This is a genomic window from Novosphingobium sp., assembly GCF_039595395.1.
GTDB lineage: Bacteria > Pseudomonadota > Alphaproteobacteria > Sphingomonadales > Sphingomonadaceae > Novosphingobium.
Genome location: NZ_JBCNLP010000001.1, coordinates 752,791 through 776,759 on the forward strand (window position 1 = coordinate 752,791; position 23,969 = coordinate 776,759).

Sequence of the window (23,969 nt, forward strand, 5' to 3'; positions counted from 1 at the left end):
CACATCTCAGTGGCAATCAACACGTACGCCCAGCGAAGCGCCACCGGTTGTTCTCGAGCAGTCTGCGTCGCGTGCTGTGCTCTTTCGTAAAGGTGAAATCTTCAGCGAGCTTCGCGCACTTGGAGACGGCTTCAAAGATTATTTGGGGCGGTTTGGGTTCTCCGGCGAGCCGGTAAGGAATAATGGACAAGCGACCGAGGTGGTTCGCACTATTGTCGACCGACTGGTCCAGGATCGGGTAGATATTGAAGCCTACGGAGGACCGCACCCGGACCAAGTCTATCGTCAGGCGATCTTGCGAATCAAGCAGCGTTACGAAGCTCACCTCTCAAATACCAACCAGATGGATTTCGCGCTTCTTGAGGCTCGTTTCCTGCAGCGGCTTGCGGAAGGACGCCTTCCGCGAAGCATGCAGAATTTGCAGATGGTTCTAGTTGACGAATATCAGGATACTAATCCGTTACAGGAAGCGATATACTTTGAGTTGGTACGCCGAACGGGCGCCTCACTCACGGTAGTAGGTGATGACGATCAGGCACTCTATCGCTTCCGTGGCGCTACGATCGAACTCTTTCGTGATTTTCGTGAGCGGGCCGCCGCGCAATTGGGCTGCAGCGAACCCGGGCTAGTGTGCCTTGAAGAGAACTATCGTTCTTCCCAACAGATTATCGATTTTTTCTCTAATCATATCAACAACGATTCTGATTTTGAGCAGTCGCGCGTTCCCCTCCCCGCACCTTTCCTTCGCCAAGTCATACCGACCATGGGAGCAGCGCCGATCGGTGTTTTGGGAATGTTCCGCGATGATCCCGCTACGCTTGCGCATGATCTGGCGGACTTTCTCCACCGGGTGTTCCGCCAAGGTGGCCGTGTACCACTTCCCCATGAAAACACACTTGCAGAATCTATCCTGCCCTCCGAGGCTGGAGGCGATCTGGGTGACGCTGTGATGCTCGGGTCTACTGTTGCAGAGAGAGGGCGCCCTAGTTGGGGTAAGCCAGGCAAGCTGCGTTTCCCGTTCCACCTCCGTAACGAACTCGAGGCAAGAGGGCTGCACGTTTTTAATCCTCGCGGGTTAGCCCTACGTGATGTTGAAATTGTCAAAATTTTCTTGGGCTTGGTTTTGGAGTGTTTAGATCCTTCACCGGAGCCGGGTGTGAGAGGGCCACGGCAGGGCGCTATTTATCTTACAAATGAGGCGAACGAATTCCTGGATGCTTGGCGCGCCGCAGCAGGATCAAAGCTGGCCCTTAATGAGCGAAGTGCACGGGGTGAACTGCTTTCCGACAAGGTTGCCCGATGGCGCCGCCTCGCCGTCCAGGGGCAGGACCGCGAGTCAGAATGGCCGTTGCTCGACATTTTTTATAGCTTTCTGCCATGGTTTCCTGCGTTCCAAGATGATCCTGAGGCTCAAGTCTATCTTGAGGCTATCACTCGCACAGTAGCTGCTGCCTCTACTTTTTCCGGATATAAGGCCGCAGTACAGCGGGATTCGCCGCACCGCGAGAGGTCCATTGACGGAGCGATTCGAGATGTGCTCGTTCCCATCGCAGAGGACCTCGTTGCCGTAGATGAGGAGATCATGCCGAGTGTTCCGCGTGATCGGCTCAACATAATGACTATTCACCAGGCGAAGGGGCTCGAGTTTCCCCTGGTCATTGTAGATGTCTCTTCGGACTTCGACAAAGCTCATGCTGCCCAGAGATTTAAGCGCTTCCCGGTGCAGGAGAGCACGGTTGCGAGGCTAGAGAACGATCTCGCAGATGTCACACCTGTTGGGCCGGCCAGACGCAAACGGACCGGCATGCAGCGCACCTTCGAAGATCTGATCCGGCTTTACTACGTAGCTTATAGTCGACCTCAGAGCCTTTTAATGCTGGTGGGATGTCAGCAAGGTCTCCAGTATCGCACCAAGATTAAAAACGTGGCTAAATTCTGGCGCAGCGATGAATCTTGGCCTTGGGTTAGCGATCCCACTCTCAAGCGCCCGCCCATCGATGCAGACCAAATCCCATTTGTGAGGATCTGACATGCGGCTTGCCCGGAAACATCCAGATCGTATTGTCCCAGAATATTCTCTAACCGGTGATCTGCTCTCGTTTAGACGGTGCGCACGCCAGTATCGCTACCAAAATGGAAGTTCACTCCCACCATCCAGGCCTGTTCAGCTTTGGTATGGCGAGTTTATCCATGGGTTGCTTGAAAACGTATATCGTCTCTGGCGTAGCAGGGGTGGGTTGCCATTCCCGGTGCCCTATACGCGTTTAACGCTTGAAGACCCAGTCGATGCTCCTCCGCCCGGGCTTGCCGATTTTGACCTGCGCTATCTGGGTTGGCCAGTTGAAGAATCTCTCCTCAACCAGAACAAGCGGGCGCGCAGCCGTAAGGCAAGGCTGGCTGCCTACAGGCGGGCTGAGGCGACGGTCAACATGCTCGCGCCGCATCTCTTTCCTCTTATCGCGGAAGCCGAAGAACGCGTTATCGGAACGCGGATGATTCCAGGCACAGCCTCAGTCGAGAACCGGGCTGAGCGCTATGCACTAACTGGAGTCATCGATGTGCTAACAGAGATTGAACTGGGGACCGCCGAGACGGGCAACTTGATCCGTCAAGCCGTACAGTCGGTGTGCCCTGACTTGGCTGGAGAGTTCGAGGTTATCGTTGACTATAAGGGCACTCGTAGGCCTGATACCACCACCGCTGAGTGGAGAGAAGGGGAGTGGCAGGTTCAAACTTATGCTTGGCTACGTCATGAGCAACGACGGAGCCGGCGTGTCGCAGCGGGAATCCTAATTTACGTGAACGAACTGTCACCTGGTGATGGCGATGTTCTCGCGCTGAAAACTGCTATGCGGCAAAATCGAACAGACGTCTTGCCCTTTCTGGACAGCGACAAGCGCATGCTTGAGAACTGGCGTCCCGGCGCTCGTCCCGATTTTAGTGATGATTTTCTATTCAGTCGAGCTGTGCGTGTCATTCGAGTAGATGATGCAAGCATAGATGAGGCAACCGGGGCATTTGACCAGACTGTTTCAAGTATTGAAATGTGCGTTCGCCAGGAGGAGCAGGCGGTAAGTATTCTCAGCACCTGGAGCGATAATTGCATTGATCAGAAAACATGTGCGGCATGTGATTTTCGTTACTTCTGTGATGGCTATCAGAGGAATGGAAATATTGTTGGAAATGAGGACGATGTCCTAGACGAAATTTAATGCAAAGCGTGGAACTTAAGTAAGATGACTGAAAAGAGAGAATTGGGCGTCTTGAAAGCATTCTGGCTTTCACTGGTTGGGAGGACTCTCGATTGTTTCCCGCTGCCTGAAAAGGGCGGAGACCCTGATGTGGCGAGCCCAGGAACGATTATCTCGCAAATCAAACTGTCCACTGAAAAGTGGGCAGGTGCTTCCTTACCCAAGGGCTACGAGATTGATGATGCGATTAATTTAGCGAAAAACTCTCTAGCTGAAGTGAAGGCTCTAACAGAGTATCAGGACGGGAAGGCGTCTCGACTTCTTACTGTAACCTCGTTTATAGGCGCGCTTGGTGGCGTTCTTTTTAATGCATTTATTGCAAATTATCCAGTTGAAAGGATGAATATTCTTTCAAGTTGGGGGTATTTTTTAATTTCATCGACGTATCTATCGTTCTTTTTGTTTGGACTTTTTGCGCTTAGTGGTGCGCTTGTTACATTTCACGCAACTCGCACACGTTTCAAATATCCAAAGATGCAAATGTTGGCAGGCGGAGTGCCGAGATCATTTCTGTTTTATGATGGAATCATAAGCGTTCCTCCAAAGGATTGGGCGGAAAGCTTTATCCAGACACCGCCTTCTGGTGCGGTGGTACAAGACCTTAGAATGGCCTATCTCAAGAACTACGTAAGCGAAACCTACCTAGTAGCTGCGAAGACAGCAGACAAATTGCGGTTTCTTGAGCCAGCGCAGCGACTGCTGGCGTGGTCTTTCAGCGCTCTGCTTGCATTTGTAATATTGTTTGCCTTTTCGGGGGTATCTATAACCCCAATCAAGGCGCCCAATTCAGCGGAATGTTCTAGCACCTCAAACTAAGCTGCCAACCTTCTTTCTGTGTGGGCTAGCGGGCGGGCGTTGCAGGCACTAGATTCTCCTTGAAGGAGAATCTAGTGCTAGACCGGCTGGATGACAGGAAGACGGCTTTTTTGGACGCTGATAACACGCTTTGGGATACTGATGGCGTATTTGCAGCAGCGCAGTTGCTCCTTTGGGAGGAGGTTAAACACGAGTTGCGCGTTGACGTTCCCGATGTCGATCCGCTCGCTTTTCTTCGATCCGTCGATCAAGCTATAGCCGAACGCCATCAAGACGGATTGCGATACCCAGCACGCTTGCTCGTGCGTGGACTTGAGAGAGCAATCGCCGGGGAACCCGCCGATACGGCCGCGCGAGCGGTTTGTCGCGGCCATCACCGTTTTCGCATAGTTGATAGCAGAGCTGAGTTTATTCTTGAAACCTATTATCGAGCGCTCCGGGCGCTACCGGATCTTAGGAAAGGGGTGTGCGAGGGTCTGCGCGCGTTGAATGAAGCGGGGGTGCGTTTATTGATAATTAGCGAGGGCTCCAAGCGCCGAGTCGAGGAAACAGCCGCCCGTCACGGCCTTTTGTCGCAGTTTGAGCGAGTCATTGAAGGACGTAAGCGGCCAGAGTTATATCGACGGATTTTGTCCGCCAGTCGAGCCGTTGGCCGGGCATTCATGATAGGTGATCAACTCGATCGGGACGTCCTTCCGGCCAAAGCTGCGGGATTGGAAACGATTCATTTTCCTGGCAATTTTCAGCCGCGTTGGTCGCTATCGCTGCCTGCTAGTGCGGCAGATCATGTTGTTCATGATTTTTCCCTTGTTCCGTCTATTATTTCCGGTGATGCATTAACGGAAGATCCTAATACGGCTTAGATTTATTGGTTTTATTGTTTGATTGATCTGCTTTTTATATTCAATGGCGCCATGAAATAAGCCTCCGTAAGGATCTATTTATGGATACGCGTGTTAGTGCCGATACAGGAAAATTTAATATATTGGGTCTGAGGTGCGCCGTGAAGTTGGTTTCTGAAGCGGCTGTTGTCGCCCATCGCTCAAGGTGCTACACATTTTAGCGAGAGATCCACATTCAAGATTCCGTGTTTACGCTTCGAACCAAGCCATGGAAAAGGGGGTGGGGCTTTATGTGGGGTTCTTTCAAAAGAACTTTAGATTATTATTGATTTTAAATCAGATACATAATGTTTATTTTCGATTCCCGCTACCCGCTCCAATCCCTTGATTTTTATTAATTATGTGGGGGTGAGAGCATTGCCTCGCCTGGCTGCTCTATCGTGCCACATCTGCGGTAAGGATCATCCCTACCGCAGACGCTGCATCTCATCACGCCGCAGCAGCAAACCGGCGCGAAGCATTCTCCCAATTCAGGAGCTTGTGGATCACCCCGTCCACATAATCGACGCGGCGGTTCTGCTCGTCGAGGTAATAGGCGTGCTCCCAGACGTCGATCACCAGCAGCGGCACCGCGCCCGAAGCCAGCGGATTGTCCGCATTCGACGTCGCCACCACCTTCAGCTTGCCGCCATCCAGCACCAGCCAGGCCCAGCCGCTGCCGAACTGGCCCACCGCCGCCTTGGCCAACTCGCTCTCCAGCGCGGCCTGGGTCTGGAAATCCCGCGCAATCGCGGCGGCCAGCGCCGCCGAAGGCGCCGAAACCTTGGGGCTCAGGCTCTGCCAATAGAGATTGTGGTTCCACGCCTGCGCGGCATTGTTGAAGATGGCGCGGCGCTCCGGATTGCCGGCGCTGGCCAGCACCACCTCCTCAAGGCTGGCGGTGGCCAGCGGCGTGCCTGCCACCAGCTTGCCCAGATTGGTGAAATAACCGGCGTGATGCTTGTTGTAGTGGAAGTCCACCGTGCGCGCCGAAATCACCGGAGCCAGCGCGTCAGGCGCGAAGGGCAGGGCGGGCAGCGTCTGGGGCGATTTGTCGATCAGGCGCGGCGCTTGCTTGCTGTCGGCCGCGCGGGCGGTGGTCGCTCCCGCCATCAGGGCCAGGCCCCCGGTCACGCCTACAGACTGGATGAAACCTCGGCGGCTGTCGCTGTGCATGTCACTCTCCTTCGGGGGTATTCTTCACGTTATGGCATAGACTTGCGCCCCGATCATCCTCGGAAATCTCATAGCAGCGCCCCGTGTTGCGGGCTCCGATAGCGTGATTTGATCGCAAGAACCGACACGCACCCGGCCCCCGTCACAGCCATAACCCCGGCATGCCTTCGCAGGAGATGCCCCATGACTCTCGCCACTGCTCACCCTATGATGGCGCCCCTTCCGCGCCGGAGCCCCGACTTGCCCCACAACGCCAGCCCCAATGCCGACCCACGCTGGGCGCTGCTGGCCGCGCGCGATCCCGCCGCCGATGGCCAGTTCTGGTATGGGGTGAGCAGCACCGGCGTCTATTGTCGCCCCTCCTGCCCGTCCCGCGCCGCGAAACCCGCCAACGTCACCTTCTTCGACACGTCGGAGCAGGCCCGTCACGCCGGTTTCCGCCCCTGCCGCCGCTGCAACCCCGATGGGCTGGCGCTGGCCCAGCAACACGCCGCCCTTGTCGAGCAGGCCTGTCGCCTGATCGAAGCGGCAGAGGAACTCCCGTCACTCGCCACTCTGGCCGATGCGGTGGAGATCAGCCCTGCCCATTTCCACCGCCTGTTCAAGGCCCATACCGGCCTCACCCCGCGCGCCTATGGCCAGGCCGTGCGCACCCGCCGCGCCCGCGAGGCGCTGAGTGAAGGCGCCACCGTCACCCATGCGCTCCACGGTGCGGGCTATGGCTCTTCCAGCCGTTTCTACGCCGAGGATGCGCTGGGCATGGCCCCCCGCCGCTATCGCGCGGGCGGTGTGGGTGAGCGCCTGCATTTCGCCATCGGCCAATCCGACCTCGGCGCGGTGCTGGTCGCCAGCAGCGCCAAAGGCGTGGCCGCGATCCTGCTTGGCGATGATGCCGAAGAGTTGCTCCACGCCCTGCAAGACCGCTTTCCCAAGGCCGAACTGATCGGCGGGGATGCCGCTTATGAGGCGCTGGTGGCGCAGGTCGTCGGCTTCGTTCAGGCGCCGGAGCAGGGGCTGGACCTGCCGCTCGACATACGCGGAACGGCGTTTCAGCAGCGGGTCTGGGCAGCGTTGCGCGGTATCCCCTCGGGCGAGACGCGCAGCTATGCGCAGATTGCCGAAGCCATCGAGGCCCCCAAAGCCGTGCGCGCCGTTGCGGGGGCTTGCGCGGCGAATGCTCTGGCGGTGGCGATTCCCTGCCACCGGGTTGTGCGTTCGGATGGCAGCCTGTCGGGCTATGCCTGGGGGGTGGAGCGCAAGGCGGCTCTGTTGGAGCGGGAAGGGGTTTAAGGAGAAAGATGCGAGGGGGTTACCCCCTCGCGCTCCCATAACGTCTTCCGGCGATAAGGCAGTGGCTCCGAAACGGAGCGCCGCAACTCTCCACCTGCGCCACGCAAAGCGCCGCAGGCAATCAAACCTTCCAGCCTGCGGCGCCGCGACCTTATCCTAAGGCCGAACCCGAAGCGCAACGCCGACAAATAATGGGAGCGCGAGGGTGTAACACCCTCGCACTTACCCCTTTTCTTCAGATCAGACCAAAGCCGCCAGATCCGCCGCCTGGAACCCCTTCAGCGCATCCGACTTGCCGTGCAGCACTTGCGCCGCCCAATCGGGATTGCTGATCAGCGCGCGACCCACGGCGATCAGGTCGAACTCCTCGCGCTCCATCCGGGCGATCAGCGCTTCGAGGCCCGAGGGCTTGGAGGCCTCTCCGCCGAAAGCCGCGATAAATTCGCCCGACAGGCCCACCGAGCCGACGCTGATGGTTGCCGCGCCGGTCAGCTTCTTGGCCCAGCCCGCGAAATTGAGACCGTCCTCGCCGTCGATCTCGGGGAATTCGGGTTCCCAGAAGCGGCGCTGCGAGCAATGGAGGATGTCCACCCCGGCCTCGACCAGCGGGCCTAGCCAGTCGGTCATCTCGCCGGGGGTGGGGGCGAGGCGGGCGGCATAGTCCTGCTGCTTCCACTGGCTGACGCGCAGGATGATGGGGAAGTCCGGGCCGACGGCGGCGCGGGTTGCGGCCACCACTTCACCGGCCATGCGGGCGCGCTGCTTGATGGAGGCGCCGCCATAGCGGTCCTCGCGGGTGTTGGTGCCGCTCCAGAAGAACTGGTCGATCAGGTAGCCGTGGGCGCCGTGGATCTCGATGGTGTCGAAGCCCAGCTTCTTGGCGTCGGCGGCGGCCTTGGCGAAGGCGGCGGCGGTGTCGGCGATGTCTTCCTCGCTCATCGCCGCGCCGCGCGGCTGGCCGGGGGCCACGAGGCCGGAGGGGCTTTCAACATCGCCCTCGGGCTGCCAGCCGCTCATGCCCTTGGTCGATCCGGTGTGCCAGAGCTGGGGGCCCATGCGGCCGCCGGCGGTGTGGACGCTGTCGATCACGCCTTTCCAGCCGGCCAGCGCCTGCTCGCCGTGGAAGAAGGGAATGCCCGGCTCATTGCGCGAGACGGGGCGGTTGATCACGGTGCCTTCCGACAGGATCAGCCCGACGCCGCCTGCCGCGCGGGCGCGGTAGTAATCGGCATTGGGCTGGCCGGGCACGCCGTCGGGCGCCATGTTGCGCGTCATCGGCGCCATGACGATACGGTTCTTCAGATCGAGCGATTTGAGGCTGAAGGGGCGGAAGAGCACATCGGGGGAGGATGTCACGTGGGGGGTCTCCATGAAATCTGTACCGACAGGTAGGATATTCTGGGGGGAATTTCAATGCAGGCTTTGCCGATTGCTTTTGGGGCTGTGGAGGGCAGGGGCTTTGCGATATGGTGTGGGGATGAAACGCTTTTCCCTGCCGCGCTCCGCTCTGGCCTGTTTTTCCCTTCTGGTGGCAGGTGGCCTGCAGGCGGCGCCTTCGCGCGGTCCGGTCGTGCTGGCGGCGGCCAGTTTGCAGGAATCGCTCAATGCGGCGGCGGATAGCTGGGCGGCACGGGGGCATCCGCGCCCGGTGCTGTCTTTCGCGGCCTCGTCCACGCTGGCGCGGCAGGTGCAGTCTGGCGCTCCCGCCGATCTGTTCATCAGTGCCGATGAGGACTGGATGGATGCCCTGCAGAAGAAGCAATTGCTGCGCGCGGGAACGCGGGTCGATCTGCTGAGCAACCGGCTGGTGCTGGTGGCGCCGGCTGGCTCGCGCATTCAGATCACGATCCAGCCCGGCTTTGCGCTGGGCGCGGCGCTGGGGCAGGGGCGGCTGGCGACCGGGGCGGTCGACAGCGTTCCGGCCGGGCTTTACGCCAAAGAGGCGCTGACGAAGCTGGGCGTCTGGCCGCAGGTGGCGGGCAAGCTGGCCCCGGCGGAGAGCGTGCGCGCGGCCCTTGCGCTGGTGGCGCGGGGCGAGGCGCCGCTGGGCGTGGTCTATGCCACCGATGCGCAGGCCGACAAGCGGGTGCGGGTGGTTGCCACCTTCCCCGAGAGCAGCCATGCGCCGATCCGCTATCCGGTTGCGGTGCTGAGTGCTTCGCGCAATCCCGATGCCGAGGGTTTTCGCCGCTTCCTGCTCTCGCCGGAGGGGCGCGGCCTGTTCCGGCCCTATGGCTTCGGCAGCCGGTGACGGCCGCGTGCTGAGCGCTGAGGAGACCGCGATCCTCTGGCTGTCGCTGAAGGTCAGCGTGGTCGGCGTGGTGATCGCGGCGCCTTTCTGTCTGGCGGTCGCATGGGTTCTGGCGCGCGGTGCGCGGGGCGGTGTGGCCGGGCTGGCGCTGGTGGTGCTCGATGCCTTGGTGCATCTGCCGCTGGTGTTGCCGCCGGTGGTGACGGGCTGGCTGCTGCTGCTGGCGTTCGGGTCTCAGGGGCCGGTGGGGCGCTGGCTGGCGGGCTGGGGGATCAGCGTGATGTTCCGCTGGACCGGGGCGGCGATTGCCGCTGGCGTTATGGCGGTGCCGCTGATGGTGCGCTCGATGCGGCTCTCGCTGGAGGCGGTGGACCCTCGGCTGGAGCAGGCCGCGCGCACGCTGGGCGCCGGGCCCTGGCGCAGTTTTGCCACCATCACTTTGCCGCTGGCGATGCCCGGTGTGCTGGCGGGGCTGGTGCTGGGCTTTGCGCGCTCTTTGGGGGAGTTCGGGGCGACGATCACCTTTGTCTCGAACATTCCGGGGGAGACGCAGACCCTGCCGCTGGCGATCTATTCCGCGCTGCAATTGCCCGATGGCGATGCTGTTGTGACGCGGTTGGCGGTGCTGGCGGTGGCGCTGTCTTTGGGCGCTCTGGTGGTGGCCGAGGTGCTGGCGCGGCGCATGGCGCTGGCGGGCGGCATGCGGCGGGAGCGTTTCGGTGGGCTTTGATCTCGATCTGACCCTGCGCCGGGGCGAGCGGACCATCACTGCGCGGGTGCGGAGCGGTGGCGGGATCACCGCGCTGGTCGGCCCCTCGGGCGTGGGCAAGACCAGCGTGTTGATGATGGTGGCCGGGTTGGTGCGCCCCGATGAGGGCAGGGTCGCTGTTGGCGGAGAGGTGCTGTGCGATACCGTGCAGGGCCTGCATCTGCCGCCCGAGCGGCGCGCCTGCGGCATGGTGTTTCAGGACCATCGCCTGTTCCCGCATCTGAGCGTTCAGGCCAATCTGCGCTATGGGATGAGGCGCGGGCAGGCGGCGATGGACCTGCCGGAGATGGCCAGCTTCCTTGGCATCGAAGCCTTGCTCAAGCGCATGCCGCGCAGTCTTTCGGGCGGCGAGGCGCAGAGGGTGGCGCTGGGAAGGGCCTTGCTCTCCGCCCCGCGCTTTCTGCTGATGGACGAGCCCCTCTCGGCGCTGGATGAGGCGCGCAGCGGCCAGATCATGGCGCTGATCGAGCGTATTCGCGATGAACTCGCCCTGCCGATCCTCTATGTCAGCCATGACCGGGCGGAGGTCGCCCGGCTGGCCGATCAGGTGGTGGAGATGGGGCTTTAGCCCCACCTCCCGATCAGAACTTGGTCGCGATAAAGTAGAAGGTCGCGCCCACCGCCGCCGAGGCGGGGATGGTGATCAGCCAGGCGATCACCACGCGCTGCGCCACGCTCCAGCGCACGGCGGAGGCCCGGCGCGCCGCGCCCACGCCCACCACGCAGCCGGTGATCGTGTGGGTGGTGGAGACCGGAATGCCCAGGCTGCTGGCCAGAAACATGGTGATCGATCCGCCCGCCGAGGCGCAGAACCCCTGATGATGCGACAGCTTGGTGATCTTGGAGCCCATCGTCTCGATGATCTTCCAGCCACCCGACAGCGTGCCAAGGCCGATCGCCGTGTAGCAACTGATCACCACCCATGTCGGCACATGGAAAGTCGGCCCCAGCAACCCTTGCGAGTAGAGCAGCACCGCGATGATGCCCATGGTCTTCTGCGCGTCGTTCGCGCCATGGCCCATCGAATAGGCGGCCGCCGAGACCAGATGCAGCTTCTTGAAGATGCCCTCGGCGGCTTTCGCCGTGGCCTTCATGAACAGCCAGCTCGTCAGCAGCACCAGCGCCATCGACATGAACATGCCCACCATCGGCGACAGCACGATCCAGGTGGTGGTGGTGTTCACACCCTTCCACACGATCACGCCCATGCCGCCATGCGCCACGCCCGCGCCCAGCAACCCGCCGATCAGCGCATGCGAGGAGGAGGAGGGAATGCCCTTCCACCACGTAATCACGTTCCAGGTCATCGCGCCCACCAGCGCGCCGAAGATTACCTGCGGGGTGATGACATCCTTGTTGACGATGCCCTTGCCCACCGTTTCGGCGACCTTGAGGCCGAAGAGCCAATAGGCCGAGAAGTTGAAGAAGGCGGCAAAGATCACCGCCTGCACCGGTGTCAGCAGGCGGGTGGTGACCACCGTGGCGATGGAATTGGCGGCATCGTGAAGGCCGTTCAAAAAGTCGAAGGCCAGCGCCATCGCCACCAGGATCAGCACCAGCGGCGTGACGCTTGCGAGAATACTCATCGCGCCGGCCCTCAGGCGTGGTCGATCACGAGACCGTCGATCTCGTTGGCGACATCCTCGAAGCGGTCGACCACCTTTTCCAGATGGCTGTAGATTTCGCGCTCGATCAGGAAGCGCACGGGCTCGCTGGCGCCGATTTCCTGATAGAGGCGTTTCAGGCCCCGGTCGTGGATCTCGTCGGCCTGATCCTCCATGCGCACCAGGCGTTCGGTCAGCTCATGCAGGCGCGCGGCATTGGCGTTGATCGAGCGCAGCAGCGGCAGCGCCTCGACCAGCAGGCGCGTGGCATCGACGATGATCGCCGCCATGTCGCGCATTTCCGGCTCGAAAATCTGGATGTCGTAGAGGACGATCGCACCGGCGGTCTTCTTCATCTGGTCCAGCGCATCGTCCATGGCGGTGATCAGGCTGGTGATCGCGCCACGGTCGAAGGGGGTCAGGAAGGTGCGGCGCACGGTCTGCAGCACGTCGCGGGTGATCTGGTCGGCCTCTTCCTCGCGCTCGGCGATTTCGCGGGCGTGCTCGGCGGTCTTGGTGCCCTGAAGCAGGCGGGCCAGCGCATCGCTGCCCGAGGCCAGCAGGCCGGCATGCGCCTCGAACTTCTCGAAGAAGTCGTGCTGACGCGGCAGCAGGCCCTGAAACCACTGAAACATTTTAAAACCTTCCTTGAGGATGGCAGGAGTACCACCCGCGGTGCCTTGAGACGAATCCGGGTCGGGGCCGAAGCCCTGGAGAATATCTTTCAAACCATCCTCATCCACCAGATTGGCGGCCTGGGTCAGGTTGAACCACTGGCGCGTGCGCTGCCCGGCTTCCTTCCAGTCTTCCAGCGCATGGGTGACGGCGAGGGGGAAGACGGCGACATCGGTCTGCAGCGATGCGCCCGAAGTGAGCAGCTTGCGATAGCGGTAATTGCCGATCGGCACGGGGCAGATCGCGCCCAGCACGCCGGCTTCTTCCAGCGCCTCGCGCTCGGCGGCGGCGTGGTCGGAGAGATTGCGCGAGACATTGCCTTTGGGCAGCACCCATCGTCCGGTCCCGCGCGAGGTGACCAGCATCACCTCGAAAGGCGCATCGGGCGCCGGGCCGGATTTACGATAGGGCAAGGCGGCAATCTGGCGAACGGTCTGTCTCCGAAATGTAAAACAGCCCCGCTAGATTTGCGCGCGCGCGTCGTCAAGGATTCGTCGCGCGACAAGTTGCACCATAATGGCGCTCGTTTGAAGCATGAGCAAATCTGCGTGTGCGGCACGGCACCAGCCCTCTCCCCCGCCCGGTGACCCTACGGTGGTATCCTCCGGGTGGCCGGGGAGGGGAGTGGTCTGGTGCCGCAAAATCCGGCTCTTCCGCCTGATTTTCAAACAGACTCCTCCCGACCCGGAGCTTACCGCAGATTGACCACCAGCGCGGATTCGGGAAGCGACAGATCGGGCAGCACCGTGGAGGGGCGCGTGCGATGGATCTTGCGCTGGCTGCTCCTGTCCTCCTTGCGCAGCTCCTCGCGCCGCTCGAGCTGGAACTGGCCGACGATCCGCCCCATCGTGTTGGCCTGATCGCGCAGCGCGCGCGCCGCCGCATTGGATTGCTCGACCATGGCGGCGTTCTGCTGGGTGTTGAGGTCCATCCGGCGGATGTCCTCGGTCACCTCATGGATGTTGCCCGCCTGGCGCTGCGCGGCCTGGGCGATCTCCTCGGCCTGCACGGTGGTCTCGCCGAGCTGGTGGATGATGCGGTCGAGCGAGGTGCCGGTCTGCGCCACCAGATCGACGCCCTGCCGCACATCGACCGTGGATTTGCCGATCAGCGCCTTGATGTCCTTGGCCGACTGGCCGGTGCGATGCGCCAGCGCGCGCACCTCGGTGGCCACCACGGCAAAGCCGCGCCCGGCATCGCCCGCGCGCGCCGCCTCGACCCCGGCGTTGATGGCAAGAAGGTTGGTCTGGAAGGCGATGGCCTCGATCACATCGGTGATCTGGGCAATTTCCTCGCTCGATGCCTTGATCTTGCCCATCGCCTGCACGGCGGATTCCACCACCTTGCCGCCATGCTTGGCTTCATGGTCGATCTCGATCACCCGCTGGTTGACCTGCGCGGCGGTGGCGGCGGTGACGGCGATGCCCTCGGCCACGCTGGCCATCACCTCGGCGGTGCGGGTCACGGTGAGCGACTGGCGCTCGGTGCGGATGGCCAGATCATGCGCGGCCATGTCGATCTCGCGCGCGCCGGTCTCGATATGCTCGGAGGCTTCGGTCATGCGCAGCACCATGGTGCTGACGTTGAAGCGCATGTTGTGGAAGTCCTCGGCGATGCGGGCATAGGTTTCGGGCAGGCAGTCGAGCTGGCTGCGCAGATCGCCGGTGGCCATGTCCGACAGGCCCCGCCCCAGCGAGGCGATGACATCGTGGCGGGCCTGCTCCTCGGCCTTGAAATAGGCGCCCAGCGCGGCCTGCATGTCGAGCAGCGCGGCCTTGACCAGCGTGCCCACCGCCTGCGCCCTGGCGCGATTGCCGGGCAGGGGGATGGGGCCCTGCGCCATCTGGGTCACCAGATCGGCCAGCACCGAGGCATAGCTGCTGATGTAGAGGTCCGGCGTCAGCCCCCCCCTTGGCGTGAAAGGTGCCGAGCTGCTCGGAGCGGGCCAGCGCTTCGCTGTCGAAGCCGTCGGAGAACAGGTTTTCCCAATGGCTGAACTGCAGGTCGGCGGCCCTGTCACGCCAGTCGGCATCGGGCAGTCGCGCCGAGGCCACCGGATGATCCGCGATCTTTTCGTACAGTTTCGCCAGCGCGCGGCGCCCATGGCGCAGCAGCGCGGATTTGATCCGGCGGAAGCTGCGGTAATCCGTCTCGTCCAGCTCCACCAGCGGCTGATGAAAAGCGGAGACGGTGTCGGGATCAGGCATGCACGGTCCTTGCGCAGGCGTCAGGGATACAAAACCTTGTAAGGCATGAATGGTTGCCCCTGCATGGGGCGGGGCTTACGGCGTTGTCCGTAAGCCTTTGGGACCGGTCCGGCCCCACAATCGGGCCCTTGGGGCAGGCCGGTGAGCGTATTTTATTCAGGATCACCGCGCGTTCATCTTGAAGTTGCGATAAGCTTTCCCAGATCGCGCCCGTTGCGCCTTTGTTTCCGGCATCTCTTCGATGTGGCAATGGTGCGTGTGTGGAGACGTATGATGACGCTTTCGATCCGCAAGCTGGCTCTGGCATCCGCCCTGCCTTTGGCCCTGGTGCTGAGCGCGCCCGCCATGGCCGCCGATGCCACGATCGATGAGGTCTACACCACCGCCAAGGCCGGTCAGATCGACAAGGCTCTGGAGATGATGCAGCCGGTCCTGAAGGATCACCCCAATGCCCCGCGGGCCCACTATGTCGAGGCCGAACTGCTGGCCAAGGCTGGCCGCCTCGACGAGGCCCGCACCGAACTGGCCAAGGCCGAGCAGCTCAAGCCCGGCCTGCCTTTCGCCAAGGCCGGGGCCGTCGCCGAGCTGAAGCAGCAGTTGAGCGCGGGGGGAAAGGGCGGCACGCTCGTCCCTGACCGCCCGGCGGTTGCGCCGAGCCAGCATCACGGCTTCCCCTGGGTTCCGGTGATCGTGGTGCTGGGTCTGGTCTTTCTGGTGGTGGCCTTCCTGCGCCGCCGCAGCGAGGCGCAGCAGAGCTATTACGAGCCCCAGCCCGCCAACCCCTATGGCGGCCAGCAGGGCTTTGGCGGTCCGGGCTATGGCGCTGGTCCCCAGGGCGGCCCCTGGCCCGGCGGCTATCAGGGTGGCGGTTATCCGCAGCAGGGCTATCCGCCCCAGCAGCAGGGCGGCATGGGCGGCGGCATCATGAGCTCGCTGGCCGGTGGCGCGGCGGCCGGTGCCGGTTTCGCAGCCGGTGAGGCCGTGATCGACCGCATGTTCGGCGACCACCATGACCGCGAGCGCGTGGTGGAGCGCGATGTGTCGTCCAGCCGCGACGATGACGACGATCGCAAGTACAATCAGGATATGGGCGGCAATGACTTCGGCATTTCCGACAGCGGCTCGTGGGACGACAGCTCCTCGGGCGGCGGCAATGATGACTGGTAAGAAGGAGGCCTTCGTGATGCGCAAGATTCTCTCGATCCTCGCCCTCGGCACGCTGGTCAGCCTGAGCCCGGCTCAGGCGCAGGCCAAGGGCTGCGTGCGCGGCGCCGTCGCCGGGGCAGTGGCTGGGCACTACGCCGGGCATCACGCCGTGGTGGGCGCGGTGGGCGGCTGTGTGGCGGCGCGGGCTTACTACAAGCACAAGGCGGCGCAGCAGGCGCAGCAGCATCAGGCTCCGCCGCATCATTGATGTTTAAGGGAGGTTCGGGGGAGTTAACATGCCTCCGGCGGGCAAAGGGCCATCGCCCTTTGCAATCCCTTTAATGGCTGCGTCGCGCTTTGGGTGCGACGTTGGCGTTTTTCACGCCGCTTCGTGGGGGTGGGCTGGTTTGAAAGGCATCAGAATTTGATGGTGCCTTTCACCATAAGCCGATTGCTGACCACACCGGGCCCCATCGATCCTGATTCCATTGTGGCGCCTAGGGTCTTGCCTTCGCCAAGATTGAGCTGAGCTTTTGGCAGGCCTGTTTTCTCTGGAAAATTGCCGTTGGGGGTGTCCAGACGGTTCTTCTCGCGACGCTGCACGCAGACCACGATTTCGCCCATCTGCCCCGGCGCGCAACTCTTCGGCCGCACGTGAAAATCCACCCTGTCATCCTCATTGGGGATATGGGCGAGGTCGAAATTTTGTTCGCTGACGGGTGGGATCGGCGGTGGCTGGGCGGGCATGGCGCTTCCACTTTCAAATGAAGTGCCATGGTATTGATTTCCAATATGTTTGCATAGGCGCAGATTTCAGACGGCCCCTATGGCGCCGCAGGCAGGAAATCCTTGCCAACGGGAGCAGTGCCGGGGCTTTCAAAGCCTGCGGCGCACCGAACCGACAGGTTATGCGCAACGCAGACATTCATGGGAGCGCGAGGGGGTAACCCCCTCGCATCTTCCCTTCCCTCTTAACCGGAAACAAAAAAGCCGGGGCGCAAACCCCGGCTCTTTCACACTCCGCAATCGCAGACCTCAATGCGCGGGCAGCAAACGCCGATCCGTCGCGATCTTCTGCATCGCCTTTTGCAGCTTCTCGAAAGCGCGCACCTCGATCTGGCGGACGCGTTCGCGGCTGACGCTGTAGGTCTGGCTCAGCTCTTCCAGAGTCTTGGGGTCATCGGTCAGGCGGCGTTCGGTCAGGATCGCGCGCTCGCGGTCGTTCAGATCGCCCATGGCCTCGGTCAGCATGGCGTGGCGCCAGCCGGCTTCCTGAGCCTCGGCGACCGTTTCATCCTGCAGCGGGCCGTGGTCGGCCAGCATGTCCTGCCACTGGCCTTCGCCTTCCTCATTGAGGCTGATGTTGAGCGAGGCATCGCCGCCCATCATCATGCGGCGGTTCATGTTGACCACGTCCTGCTCGGACACGCCCAGATCGGTGGCGATCTTCTTGACCTGATCGGGGTGCAGGTCGGTGTCCTCGAAGGCGTCGATGTTCTTCTTCATGCGGCGCAGGTTGAAGAACAGTTTCTTCTGCGCCGCCGTGGTGCCCATCTTTACCAGGCTCCAGCTACGCAGGATGAACTCCTGCATGCTGGCCTTGATCCACCACATGGCATAGGTGGCCAGACGGAAGCCGCGTTCGGGCTCGAACTTCTTGACGCCCTGCATCAGGCCGATGTTGCCTTCGGAGATCAGCTCGGTCATCGGCAGGCCATAGCCGCGATAGCCCATGGCGATCTTGGCCACGAGACGCAGATGGCTGGTGACGAGCTGACGCGCGGCATCGGGGTCTTCATGTTCGGCATAGCGCTTCGCGAGCATATATTCCTGCTCGGCGGTCAGCACCGGGAATTTCTTGATTTCCGACATATATCGGTTGAGCCCGGCTTCCCCCGTGGCGGGGGCTGGTACAGCGGGCAGGTTCGATTCGGTGCTCATCGGTCTCATCGTCCTTTAACTGTCAGCTCGCCCTTGCTGGACCCTTAAGAGGCATCCCTCGGTGGCGGCCACGCACCGGAACCGCGTGGTTCCGGCAGGAAATAACCCGGCTGGTCGGCATGGTAACTGCCCAACCGGGCTAAAAGGTCCCGCATATCTGCGGGGAGGTCGCTAGCAAACCGCAAGGTCTTGCTGGTGACCGGATGGATAAACCCCAGAACGGCGGCGTGCAATGCCTGCCGGGCAAAACCGAGCTCGGAAAGGAGGGGTTTTAGCGATTTCTGTGATCGGCAATACACAGGATCGCCTATTAGCGGATGGCCGATGGACGCCATGTGAACGCGCACCTGATGGGTGCGGCCGGTCTCCAGACGGCACTCGACAAGGGCGGCCCTGTCCATCCCCTCGCGCAGGCGGAAATGGGTGACGGCATGCTTGCCGCGCCCGGTTTCGTCGCCCGGCGGCAGCAGGGCCATGCGCTTGCGGTCGGTGGGATGGCGGGCGATCGTCCCGCGCAGCGTGCCTTGGGGCGGCATCGGCGTGCCATGGGTGAGGCAGAGATAGGCGCGCTCGATCGAGTGATCGGCGAACTGCTTGGCCAGCCCTTCATGCGCGGCATCGCTCTTGGCGACCACCAGCAGGCCGGAGGTATCCTTGTCGATGCGATGGACGATGCCGGGCCGCGCTACGCCGCCAATGCCGGAGAGTCGCCCGGCGCAATGATGCAGCAGGGCGTTGACCAGCGTACCGTCCAGATTGCCCGCCGCCGGATGAACGACCAGCCCGGCGGGCTTGTCCACCACGATCAGATACTCGTCCTCATGCACGATGGTGAGGGGAATGTCCTGCGCCACCGCCTCCAGAGGCACGGTTTCGGGAATGCTGATGGCGAAAGCCATGCCTGCTGCCGCCTTGGCCGCGCCCGAGCTGACAGGCTTGCCGTCCAGCGTCACGCGGCCTTCCGCGATCAGCGCTTTCACCCGCTCACGACTGAGGTCGCCGCCGCCCGGCAGCGTGCCCGTGCAGGCCTCCGCCAGCGCGCGGTCGAGTCGGCCCGCAGTGCGAATGCGCCCTTGAAGTGTTGTTGCCCCCTGATCCATTACTCTTAAAATGGGCATGCAAATCATCCTGACAAGGGGCCTTCACGCGCAGCTGCTGGCTTTGGCGGCGCGCGAAGCCCCCCGCGAAGCCTGCGGCCTGCTGCTGGGCGAGGCGCAAGAAGGCGGGATCGCGCGAGTCGCGGCCCTGCTGCCCGCCGCCAACGTAGATGCTGAACCGCAACGATTTTTCGAGATCGACCCTGCCGTGCTGATCGCCGCCACCCGCGCCGCGCGGCTGGGCGGCCCTCAGGTGCTGGGCTGCTATCACTCCCATCCCTCCGGCGTGGCGGCGCCCTCGGCCACCGATGCCGCCATGGCCGCGCATGACGGAAAACTGTGGGCAATTGTCGCCGCCGACACGATCACATGGTGGCGGGATGGGCCGGATGGCTTCGAAGCGCTTTCCTCGCCCGTTCAACAGGGTTAAGGGGCAGGCATAGGGGTGGCCAGCCGGATTCTCTTAACGCCCCTCGGGAAATTGCCTCAATGTCCAATCAAACGATCGACACCGACGCGGCACTGGAACTGGCCAGCCTGCTCTGCTCGCGCCTGTGCCATGATTTGCTGAGCCCGGTGGGCGCGCTCTCCAACGGTCTGGAACTGCTGACCGAGGAGAAAGACCCCGCGATGCGCCAGCGCTGCTTCGAGCTGCTGGAGCAATCCGCCCGCACCAGCGCCGACAAGCTGAAGTTCTTCCGCCTGGCCTTCGGCGCTGCCGGCGGCTTTGGCGAAAGCATCCCCACCGCCGAGCCCAAGGCGCTGATCGACGCGCTGGTGGCGGGCAAGGACCGCCTGACCATCCACTGGCAGGTCGGCGCCGATGCGCTGCCCAAGCCCGCGGTCAAGACGCTGCTGAACCTGTCGCTGATCGCCATCGAGGCGCTGGTGCGCGGCGGCACGGTGGACATCGCCGCCGAGGTCCGCGCCGATGGCGGCCGCCATCTGGCCGAGATCGTGGTGCGCGCCGCTGGTCCGCGCATTGCTTTCGACGACACCATCGGTCAGGCGCTGGAAGCCCGCCTGCCGACCTCCGAACTGTCCAGCCGCACGGCGCCCGCCGCCATGCTGGCCGCGATCGCCGCGCGTCTGGGTGGCCAGTTGCAATATGCGCGCAGTGACGATGCGCTGGTGATGGGCGCGGTGCTGCCGGTTGGCTGATAGGGGGCGAGGCGCAACATGGACGAACTGATCCACCGCGACACGCCTTCGCCCAATTGGAACGAGCGCAAGCTGCCCGTCAGCATGGTGGTGTTGCACTACACCGGCATGAAGAGCGCGCAGGATGCGCTCGACCGCCTGTGCGACCCCGCCGCCGAGGTTTCCGCCCATTACCTGATCGAGGAGGATGGCACCGTCCACCGCCTCGTCGCCGAGGACAAGCGGGCGTGGCACGCCGGGCGCAGCTATTGGCGCGGCATCACCGACGTCAATTCGGCCAGCATTGGCATCGAGCTGGTCAACCCCGGCCATACGTTGGGCTATCGCCCTTTCCCCGAGGCCCAGATGGAGGCGCTGATCCCGCTGCTGGCCGGGATCATGGCGCGGCACAACATCGCCCCGGCCAATGTGGTGGGCCATTCCGATGTCGCCCCCGTCCGCAAGATCGATCCGGGCGAGCTGTTCGAATGGGAGGTTCTGGCGCGCTATGGCCTCGCCCTTGCCACCCCCAAGCCGCGCATCCGCCTGCTCCACGAGAACCCCGGCGCCTTCTTCCTCTCGCTGGAGCGCTTCGGCTATGATGTGGCTGATGGCCGCGCTGCCATCACCGCCTTCCAGCGCCGCTTCCGCCCGCGTATCGTGGATGGCGAGCTGGACGGCGAGGTGGGGGCGCTCCTCTTCGAACTGCTGCTCGCCCGCGACGCCGCCGAAGACGACGATTGCGGCGGCGACGATTTCCCGTGGTAAGCTGTAACAAAGCCTGCTAGTCGCCCCGGCGTCAGGCGGCCGGGCAGCCGCGTCAGGGTTTGCGTTCGCGCGAATGCCTGCCGAGGAAAGTCCGGGCTCCACGAAACAGGGTGGCGGGTAACGCCCGCCCGGCGAGGATCTTGGTCCGAAGTCGAGGGACAGTGCCACAGAAAACAGACCGCCAAAGCCTCTCGGGCACGGTAAGGGTGAAACGGTGCGGTAAGAGCGCACCGCGCGAGTGGTAACACAAGCGGCACGGCAAACCCCACCCGGAGCAAGACCGAATAGGGACGGCGCGCTCTTTACGAGCAGGCGGGTTTCACGCCAGTCGTCCGGGTTGGTTGCTGGAGCAGCATGGCAACATGCCGCCAAGAGGAATGGCTGCCGTTGGCCTCCGCGTCTTTCGGGATACGAGGGGCCTCCACAGAACCCGGCTTACAGGCCGCCTGACGTTTTAAGATTTGAAAGTAAGAAGATGCGAGGGGGTTACCCCCTCGCGCTCCCATTCCGTCTTCCGACGAAAAGGCTGTGGCGCCGGGTCGTTGCGTGGGAACTCTCCACCTGCACAACGAAAAGGCGCCGCAGGCAGAAAGCCCCGCGCCTTATCTATCGTTTAAAGCCTGCGGCGCGGCGACCTTGCTCAAGGCCGAACCCGAAGCGCAACGCAGACATTAAAGGGAGCGCGAGGGCGATGGCCCTCGCATCTTCACTTCTCTTCTGAAGAAAACCTCAAGGCGCCAATTCCGGCTCACGCGCCACGGGCCGCGCATCCTGCGCCACCAACGCAGCCTTCACGCCCATCACAAACGCCACACTGGTCCCTTCGATCCCCACATGCTGCCCCGGCGCCAGCTTGCGCGCTGTGGGGCACACCGCCGCGACCAGATCGAGCTGGCTTTCACCCTTGCCCGCCCGGCAGTCCTCCACCACGCCCTCGGGCGAGACCCAGAGCAGCAGCTTTACCTCGGTCCGGTCGAGCCCGCCCGGCAGATGCGGCGTGGACATCTCGACATCGGCGGGCGCTTCGAGCGGGCGGATGCGGTCGCCGTCGCCGGTGCCGGGGATGAACAGGCGGGCAAGGCCGCGCACCAGCCCGTAGGTCGGCTTGCCCTGCGCGTCATGGGCGGGGGGCTGGTGCTTGTATTTCAGGATATCGCACATGCCGTCGGCAAGCTGGTTGTCGCCCCAGCTCTTGCCCGCCTTGCAGTCGATCACCCGGCCCTGGGGAGAGACGAAGACCTCCACCACGCTGGCGGCGGACAGGTCGTGGATCAGGGCGAACTGGGGGTAATCCTCGGACTCGATCAGGTGCTCGGGGTCGGGCACGTCCATGGCAGAGGTGCTTGGCGCAGGCTCGGCCTGAACGGCGGCCAGCAGCGCGGCGAGCAGAAGGGGGAGGATCATCGCCGTCTTGCGCCTTTCGGGTCCGGTATGGTGTGGGCCGCGCCGGTCACTGCAATGATCGTCGGGAAATCCGTTGCCGGTTTAGGGGCCTGCGCGGCGCGGATCAAGGCAGGCCCTGAAAATCCACGCTAATCCCGTTGGCGCCTTCTTCCGTCTGGATCAGCCAGCGGGCCTCGCCCTCCAGCCCGATGGCGGTGAGGTGGCCGGATTCATAGGCGCCGGTGTCGATCCCCAGGCGGTTGGGGCGCAGTTCCACCGCGTCGGAGATGGTATGGCCATGCACGACCACCGCGCCATGGTTCTGCGTGCTGGAGAGGAAGGGCTCGCGGATCCAGCGCAGGTCGCCGGTGGTCTGCCCTTCCAGCGCCACGCCGGGGCGGATGCCGGCATGCACGAAAAGATAGTCGCCGATCCGCACCATATTCTTGAAATCGCGGATGTAATCCAGCGTGGCGGGCGGGATATGGGCGTGAAGCAGGGCCTGCACCTCCTCGAAGCTGGCGGCTTCATAGGTGTCTTCGTCGATGCCGAAGCTGAGCAGGGTCTCGCGCCCGCCATAGCGCAGGAAGTGGCGCAGCACCTCCAGCTTCTCGGCGGCGTCGAGCAGCATTTCCTCGTGATTGCCCAGCAGGATATGCATGGGGCGCTGCTGCCCCCAGCGCATCGCCAGATCGAGCACGCCCCGGCTGTCGGGGCCGCGGTCGATCAGGTCGCCCAGCAGCACGATGATGGTTTCCACGCCTGTGCCGTTACGGTCGCGGCGGCGGATATCGCCCTCGATCGCGTCGATCAGCCGGGCGAAGAGGTCGGCCCGCCCATGGATGTCGCCCACGGCATAGACGCGCTGCCCCGGCGGCACGCGGGCCGGGGGTGTGGCGGCGCCGGGCCGCATAAGGGAACGCAGGGCTTTCAACATGGTTGAGATGGCTCGCACATAGGTAGCCGCCTGAGGAGGGTCAAGGCGTTGAGGGTCTAGGCGGGGCGCGTGGGCTCAAGCCCTCTGGTGTGCCGGTGCTTTCCCGCGCTAGGAGGAAGCGCCGCCCCCCAATGGAGATCCCCCCACATGACAAAATATCTGCACAGCATGGTCCGCGTGACCGACCCGGAGGCCACGATCCGCTTTTTCGAGCTGATCGGCGTGAAGGAAACCCGCCGCTTTTCCAGCGAGCAGGGCCGTTTCACCCTGATCTATCTGGCCGCGCCGGGGCAGGACGCCGAGGTCGAGCTGACCTACAACTGGCCTGCCGAGGATGGCAGCGCCGAAAGCTACAGCGGCGGGCGCAACTTCGGCCATCTGGCGTTTCAGGTGCAGGATATCTACGCCACCTGCCAGACGCTGGCCGATGCGGGCGTCACCATCAATCGCCCGCCGCGCGACGGCCATATGGCCTTTGTGAAGACGCCCGACGGCATTTCGATCGAGCTGCTTCAGGACGGCCATCTCGAACCGGCCGAGCCCTGGGCCTCGATGCCCAACACCGGAAGCTGGTGATCTGAAGCATGGCGTGGGCGGCGGTATGAAACGCCGCCCATTCTCCTTTTTAATTAAGACT

Annotated in this window: 25 protein-coding genes and 1 other RNA gene; 16 read left to right on the forward strand and 10 right to left on the reverse strand. The window is 63.0% G+C overall.

The genetic code is table 11. The features are described from left to right. Positions 1–76: 76 nt before the first annotated feature. The 4 genes from ABDW49_RS03545 (at position 77) to ABDW49_RS03560 (ending at position 4,930) form a co-directional block, all read left to right on the forward strand. Complete coding sequence (locus ABDW49_RS03545) at positions 77–2,029, forward strand: ATP-dependent helicase (RefSeq protein ID WP_343609766.1); 1,953 nt, start codon at positions 77–79, stop codon at positions 2,027–2,029. A 1-nt stretch (position 2,030) separates the two neighbouring features. Next, positions 2,031–3,212, forward strand: a complete 1,182-nt coding sequence (locus ABDW49_RS03550; RefSeq protein ID WP_343609767.1) for a PD-(D/E)XK nuclease family protein — start codon at positions 2,031–2,033, stop codon at positions 3,210–3,212. Positions 3,213–3,236: 24 nt separating this feature from the next. Further along, positions 3,237–4,067, forward strand: a complete 831-nt coding sequence (locus ABDW49_RS03555) for a hypothetical protein (RefSeq protein WP_343609769.1) — start codon at positions 3,237–3,239, stop codon at positions 4,065–4,067. A gap of 74 nt (positions 4,068–4,141) precedes the next feature. Next, positions 4,142–4,930 carry an HAD family hydrolase gene (locus tag ABDW49_RS03560; protein ID WP_343609771.1) on the forward strand — a complete coding sequence of 263 codons (789 nt, stop codon included), beginning with the start codon at positions 4,142–4,144 and terminating at the stop codon, positions 4,928–4,930. Positions 4,931–5,398: 468 nt separating this feature from the next. Here the strand turns inward: ABDW49_RS03560 and ABDW49_RS03565 are convergent, their stop codons facing one another. Then, complete coding sequence (locus ABDW49_RS03565; protein ID WP_343609773.1) at positions 5,399–6,124, reverse strand: superoxide dismutase; 726 nt, start codon at positions 6,122–6,124, stop codon at positions 5,399–5,401. A gap of 183 nt (positions 6,125–6,307) precedes the next feature. Here ABDW49_RS03565 and ada point away from each other — a divergent pair, with 183 nt between their 5' ends. Then, entirely contained in the window at positions 6,308–7,414 is a 1,107-nt protein-coding gene (ada, locus tag ABDW49_RS03570) for a bifunctional DNA-binding transcriptional regulator/O6-methylguanine-DNA methyltransferase Ada (RefSeq protein WP_343609775.1), read from the forward strand. Between the two features lie 240 nt (positions 7,415–7,654). On the opposite strand, the gene ABDW49_RS03575 is transcribed toward ada, so the two are convergent. Further along, the gene (locus tag ABDW49_RS03575; protein WP_343609777.1) at positions 7,655–8,770 is read right to left on the reverse strand and encodes an NADH:flavin oxidoreductase; all 1,116 of its coding nucleotides are present in this window, start codon (positions 8,768–8,770) and stop codon (positions 7,655–7,657) included. A 121-nt stretch (positions 8,771–8,891) separates the two neighbouring features. On the opposite strand from ABDW49_RS03575, the gene modA reads away from it, so the two are divergent. The 3 genes from modA to ABDW49_RS03590 are packed head-to-tail and all read left to right on the forward strand — an operon-like array spanning position 8,892 to position 11,002. Continuing rightward, complete coding sequence (gene modA / locus ABDW49_RS03580; protein ID WP_343609779.1) at positions 8,892–9,665, forward strand: molybdate ABC transporter substrate-binding protein; 774 nt, start codon at positions 8,892–8,894, stop codon at positions 9,663–9,665. Continuing rightward, positions 9,646–10,395: a molybdate ABC transporter permease subunit gene (modB, locus tag ABDW49_RS03585; RefSeq protein WP_343609781.1), complete on the forward strand. Its 750-nt coding sequence runs from the start codon at positions 9,646–9,648 to the stop codon at positions 10,393–10,395. The genes modA and modB overlap by 20 nt, the downstream gene beginning before the upstream one ends. Next, the gene (locus tag ABDW49_RS03590; RefSeq protein WP_343609783.1) at positions 10,385–11,002 is read left to right on the forward strand and encodes an ATP-binding cassette domain-containing protein; all 618 of its coding nucleotides are present in this window, start codon (positions 10,385–10,387) and stop codon (positions 11,000–11,002) included. The genes modB and ABDW49_RS03590 overlap by 11 nt, the downstream gene beginning before the upstream one ends. Before the next feature lie 13 nt (positions 11,003–11,015). On the opposite strand, the gene ABDW49_RS03595 is transcribed toward ABDW49_RS03590, so the two are convergent. The 3 genes from ABDW49_RS03595 to ABDW49_RS03605 all read right to left on the reverse strand — a co-directional run bounded on the left by ABDW49_RS03595 (position 11,016) and on the right by ABDW49_RS03605 (position 14,580). Then, the gene (locus tag ABDW49_RS03595) at positions 11,016–12,020 is read right to left on the reverse strand and encodes an inorganic phosphate transporter (RefSeq protein ID WP_343609785.1); all 1,005 of its coding nucleotides are present in this window, start codon (positions 12,018–12,020) and stop codon (positions 11,016–11,018) included. A gap of 11 nt (positions 12,021–12,031) precedes the next feature. Beyond that, a complete protein-coding gene (locus tag ABDW49_RS03600) occupies positions 12,032–13,126 on the reverse strand; it encodes a DUF47 family protein (protein WP_343609787.1) in 1,095 nt (364 codons plus the stop codon). A gap of 278 nt (positions 13,127–13,404) precedes the next feature. Continuing rightward, positions 13,405–14,580: a methyl-accepting chemotaxis protein gene (locus tag ABDW49_RS03605; RefSeq protein WP_343609789.1), complete on the reverse strand. Its 1,176-nt coding sequence runs from the start codon at positions 14,578–14,580 to the stop codon at positions 13,405–13,407. A 121-nt stretch (positions 14,581–14,701) separates the two neighbouring features. On the opposite strand from ABDW49_RS03605, the gene ABDW49_RS03610 reads away from it, so the two are divergent. The 3 genes from ABDW49_RS03610 (at position 14,702) to ABDW49_RS03620 (ending at position 16,334) form a co-directional block, all read left to right on the forward strand. Further along, positions 14,702–14,962, forward strand: coding sequence for a hypothetical protein (locus ABDW49_RS03610; RefSeq protein WP_343609791.1), 261 nt, complete (start codon positions 14,702–14,704; stop codon positions 14,960–14,962). A gap of 228 nt (positions 14,963–15,190) precedes the next feature. Next, the gene (locus ABDW49_RS03615; protein ID WP_343609793.1) at positions 15,191–16,087 is read left to right on the forward strand and encodes a tetratricopeptide repeat protein; all 897 of its coding nucleotides are present in this window, start codon (positions 15,191–15,193) and stop codon (positions 16,085–16,087) included. A gap of 16 nt (positions 16,088–16,103) precedes the next feature. Beyond that, the gene (locus ABDW49_RS03620) at positions 16,104–16,334 is read left to right on the forward strand and encodes a hypothetical protein (protein WP_343614110.1); all 231 of its coding nucleotides are present in this window, start codon (positions 16,104–16,106) and stop codon (positions 16,332–16,334) included. A gap of 149 nt (positions 16,335–16,483) precedes the next feature. On the opposite strand, the gene ABDW49_RS03625 is transcribed toward ABDW49_RS03620, so the two are convergent. The 3 genes from ABDW49_RS03625 to ABDW49_RS03635 form a co-directional block, all read right to left on the reverse strand. Further along, a complete protein-coding gene (locus ABDW49_RS03625) occupies positions 16,484–16,813 on the reverse strand; it encodes a hypothetical protein (RefSeq protein ID WP_343609795.1) in 330 nt (109 codons plus the stop codon). A 288-nt stretch (positions 16,814–17,101) separates the two neighbouring features. Beyond that, complete coding sequence (rpoH, locus tag ABDW49_RS03630; protein WP_343609797.1) at positions 17,102–18,007, reverse strand: RNA polymerase sigma factor RpoH; 906 nt, start codon at positions 18,005–18,007, stop codon at positions 17,102–17,104. Between the two features lie 44 nt (positions 18,008–18,051). Next, positions 18,052–19,107 (reverse strand): RluA family pseudouridine synthase, encoded by a 1,056-nt coding sequence (locus tag ABDW49_RS03635; RefSeq protein WP_343614112.1) that lies wholly within the window; start codon positions 19,105–19,107, stop codon positions 18,052–18,054. Between the two features lie 16 nt (positions 19,108–19,123). Between ABDW49_RS03635 and ABDW49_RS03640 the strand changes: the two genes are divergently transcribed. The 4 genes from ABDW49_RS03640 to rnpB all read left to right on the forward strand — a co-directional run bounded on the left by ABDW49_RS03640 (position 19,124) and on the right by rnpB (position 21,466). Next, entirely contained in the window at positions 19,124–19,534 is a 411-nt protein-coding gene (locus ABDW49_RS03640) for a M67 family metallopeptidase (RefSeq protein WP_343609799.1), read from the forward strand. A gap of 59 nt (positions 19,535–19,593) precedes the next feature. Then, on the forward strand, positions 19,594–20,265 hold the full coding sequence (locus tag ABDW49_RS03645) for a histidine phosphotransferase family protein (protein WP_343609801.1): 672 nt from the start codon (positions 19,594–19,596) through the stop codon (positions 20,263–20,265). Positions 20,266–20,283: 18 nt separating this feature from the next. Then, positions 20,284–21,012, forward strand: coding sequence for an N-acetylmuramoyl-L-alanine amidase (locus tag ABDW49_RS03650; protein ID WP_343609803.1), 729 nt, complete (start codon positions 20,284–20,286; stop codon positions 21,010–21,012). A gap of 31 nt (positions 21,013–21,043) precedes the next feature. Then, an RNA gene (gene rnpB / locus ABDW49_RS03655) (RNase P RNA component class A) lies at positions 21,044–21,466 on the forward strand. Between the two features lie 275 nt (positions 21,467–21,741). Here rnpB and ABDW49_RS03660 read toward each other — a convergent pair. Then, on the reverse strand, positions 21,742–22,416 hold the full coding sequence (locus ABDW49_RS03660) for a hypothetical protein (RefSeq protein WP_343609805.1): 675 nt from the start codon (positions 22,414–22,416) through the stop codon (positions 21,742–21,744). A gap of 103 nt (positions 22,417–22,519) precedes the next feature. After that, positions 22,520–23,350, reverse strand: coding sequence for a metallophosphoesterase family protein (locus ABDW49_RS03665; RefSeq protein WP_343609807.1), 831 nt, complete (start codon positions 23,348–23,350; stop codon positions 22,520–22,522). A gap of 129 nt (positions 23,351–23,479) precedes the next feature. Here ABDW49_RS03665 and ABDW49_RS03670 point away from each other — a divergent pair, with 129 nt between their 5' ends. Next, positions 23,480–23,908, forward strand: a complete 429-nt coding sequence (locus ABDW49_RS03670) for a VOC family protein (RefSeq protein ID WP_343609808.1) — start codon at positions 23,480–23,482, stop codon at positions 23,906–23,908. Positions 23,909–23,969: the final 61 nt, after the last annotated feature.